Consider the following 2,805-nt stretch of genomic DNA (forward strand, 5'->3'; position numbering starts at 1 on the left):
AGACGTCATCTCATTTGGATGGTTGGGTAGGCTGTCGTGCGTAGAGCGCAGTTCTGGCGGCATCCGGGGCAGGTCCCCCGTAAGCGCACGATGCGGTCCGAGCCGGTCCAGCAGACGTATCCGTCCGGCCAGGTGCCAGCCTTGTGCTTGCGGCAGCCGCAGCACTCGGCCATGAATCCGCGTTCGTACTGCTCGTCGGTGGCGTCGGGGCGGGTGATGCGTCGGGCAGATGCGGGTGGCGGGGGACGCAGCTTGGCGACGTTCGCGGGCGGGGCTGGCGGGTCGCCAGTGGCGATCTCGCGGACGCCGGCGCTCTCGGCCGTGGTGGCCAGCCGGGGTGCAAGACAAGATGTTGCAGAGCGCGCGGCCACGGCGCGCAGCCCGTCGTAGGTTAGCGCTCGCGCTGGAGGTCACGCTCGACTTCGCTGGCCGCGGCGAAGGTCTGCACCGAGTACTTCACCGTGGACAGCAGCTCGCCGGTGCGCGGGTGGCGGGCGGTGAGGTCCATCGCGTTCCCGCTCAGCGGCCCGGCGCGCCAGCCGCCGTGCATGATGACTCCCGGATTGCTTCCACAGGGGATTCCCAGCACTCTTGAAGTAGAGACAAAAGCGCCAGGGCAAGCCGGTCGGGATCCCTTCGACAAGCCGACCACTCATGTGAAACCAGTTCAGTCAGCGAGCCTTGGAGAGCACTCCCGACCGTTGAGGCATGCACAAACGGCAGCTGTCAGTACCTTGTCGCCCCCTAGGCGACCGCTGCGCTGCGGTACAGCGCAGCACGACCGAAAGCGCCAGAGTCGAAAGTTTGCGCAATGAGAAAAATCTGGGTCGGCGTGGCTGCAATGTCGCTCTTGCTGCCCGGGCAGCTACTTGGCCTTTCCGGGACTGCAAACGCAGCGGACACCAGCGTGTTCGTGGAGGAGAGCACCAAAAATTTGGTAATTCAGGCAGAAGCGGGAGCAAACAACGTCATCAAGATCACCGCGTCGGGGTCTGATTTTGTTGTCACTGATTACGGGAGCCACGCTCATCGGAGGTAACCGGTGTACGGCATTCCCGGCGGAAGTACGTTGCCCTGCCGCGGGAATAGCGCGCGTAGTCGTCCGCGCGGCAGATGGCAACGACGACGTCACAGTCAGTGAGAGTATTCGCGGTTACGCCGCTCTCCATGGTGAGGATGGCGACGACGCACTTCAAGTCGGGTCTGGCGGGTTCCTGGGTGGCGGCGAAGGAAACGACAAGCTATTCGGTGGCCGCGGCGACAACATAATCCTCGGGGGGACGGGCGATGACGCACTGATCGGTGGGCCAAGCCTTGACAACCTCAACGGCGAAAACGGCAACGACTATCTCTTCGCGCAAGAAGGAGGCGACACCCTCACAGGCGGCAGAGGTGAGGACGAACTCATCGGAGGTGCCGGCGTCGACACGCTCGAAGGCCAGCAGGAACGCGACTATTGCTACGGCGGGGACCACGACGACACCATCAACGGCGGAACCGGCAGGGACTCTGTTAGCGGCGGAAACGGGGATGACCAGATAACGGGCGGCCCTGAAGAAGATGTCGTTAAGGGTGAAGCCGGCGCGGATTGGGTACGCGGAGGCACCGGCGACGACATTTTGACGGGTGGTGAAGGCTGGGACTTCCTCGATGGCGAGCCTGGTAACGACCATATCGAAGGCGACGCCGGATCGGACAAGCTGTGGGGCGGGGTGAATGATGATCACCTCTTCGGCGAGATCGGCAACGACACGCTTGAGGGCGACCTCGGAAAAGATTTTGCGAATGGTGGGGACGGCACCGACATCTGCCGCGGCGAACAAGTACGGCGCTGCGAGCGGTGAACTATCGCGTTCCACATAAGACGTCATCGCATTTGGATGGTTGGGTAGGCTGTCGTTCATGGTGGGGATCGTTGAGCGGCTGGTGCCGGATGAGTTGTTCTTAGAAGTCATCTCATTTGGATGGCTGGGTAGGCTGTCGGTTGTGGTGGGGATTGTTGAGCGGCTGGTGCCGGATGAGCTGTGGGAACTGTTTCAGCGCGTGGTCCCGGAGGCACCGTCGCGGCCTCAGGGCGGTGGCCGGCGTCGGCATGGCGATCGCCAGGTACTCGCCGCGATCGTGTTCGTTGCCACGTCGGGCTGCACGTGGCGGCAGCTGCCAGCGGCATCGTTCGGGCCGTCGGGGGCAACAGCCCACCGGCGGTTCTCCGAGTGGACCGAAGCCCGGGTATGGGCCAAGCTCCACCGCCTGGTGCTCGACGAGCTCGGCGCCCGTGGCAAGCTGGACTGGTCCCGCTGCGCGATCGACTCGGTGAACATGCGGGCTCTGAAAAGGGGGACCTGACGGGTCCGAATCCTGTCGACAGGGGCAAGTTCGGATCGAAGATCCACTTGATCACGGAGCGGACTGGTCTGCCCCTGTCCGTCGGAATCTCGGGTGCGAACCTGCACGACAGCCAGGCCCTCGAACCCCTCGTGCGCGGCATCCCGCCCATCCGTTCCCGCCGCGGCCGCCGGCGGCGCAAGCCCGCCAAGCTCCACGCAGACAAAGGCTACGACTACCCCCACCTGCGGAAATGGTTACGCCAGCGCGGCATCCGCCACCGCATAGCCCGTAAGGGAATCGAGTCCACCCAGCGGCTTGGACGCCACCGCTGGACCATAGAACGGACCATGGCCTGGCTCGCCGGCTGCCGCCGCCTCCACCGCCGATACGAACGCAAAGCCGAACACTTCCTCGCCTTCACCAGCCTCGCCTGCACCCTCATCTGCTACCGCAGACTCGCCAATTGAGATGACTTCT

3 protein-coding genes are annotated in these 2,805 nt (G+C 64.2%); 2 read left to right on the forward strand and 1 reads right to left on the reverse strand.

All coding sequences use genetic code 11. From position 1 onward, the window contains the following. Positions 1–391: 391 nt before the first annotated feature. Complete coding sequence (locus ACWD6P_RS36865) at positions 392–550, reverse strand: hypothetical protein (protein ID WP_451448586.1); 159 nt, start codon at positions 548–550, stop codon at positions 392–394. Positions 551–1,001: 451 nt separating this feature from the next. On the opposite strand from ACWD6P_RS36865, the gene ACWD6P_RS36870 reads away from it, so the two are divergent. Beyond that, positions 1,002–1,844: a calcium-binding protein gene (locus ACWD6P_RS36870; RefSeq protein ID WP_451448587.1), complete on the forward strand. Its 843-nt coding sequence runs from the start codon at positions 1,002–1,004 to the stop codon at positions 1,842–1,844. Positions 1,845–1,995: 151 nt separating this feature from the next. After that, positions 1,996–2,795, forward strand: a protein-coding gene (locus tag ACWD6P_RS36875; protein ID WP_451448588.1) for an IS5 family transposase whose coding sequence is annotated in 2 segments (ribosomal slippage) — positions 1,996–2,331 and positions 2,334–2,795 — 798 coding nt in all. Because the reading frame shifts where the segments join, the coding sequence is not laid out codon by codon here. Positions 2,796–2,805 lie beyond the last annotated feature (10 nt).

This window comes from Streptomyces sp. NPDC002446 (assembly GCF_053595675.1).

Bases quoted from the DNA above. Each gene is read 5' to 3' on its own strand.
- ACWD6P_RS36865 (WP_451448586.1), bottom strand. From the start codon at position 550: ATGCACGGCGGCTGGCGCGCCGGGCCGCTGAGCGGGAACGCGATGGAC.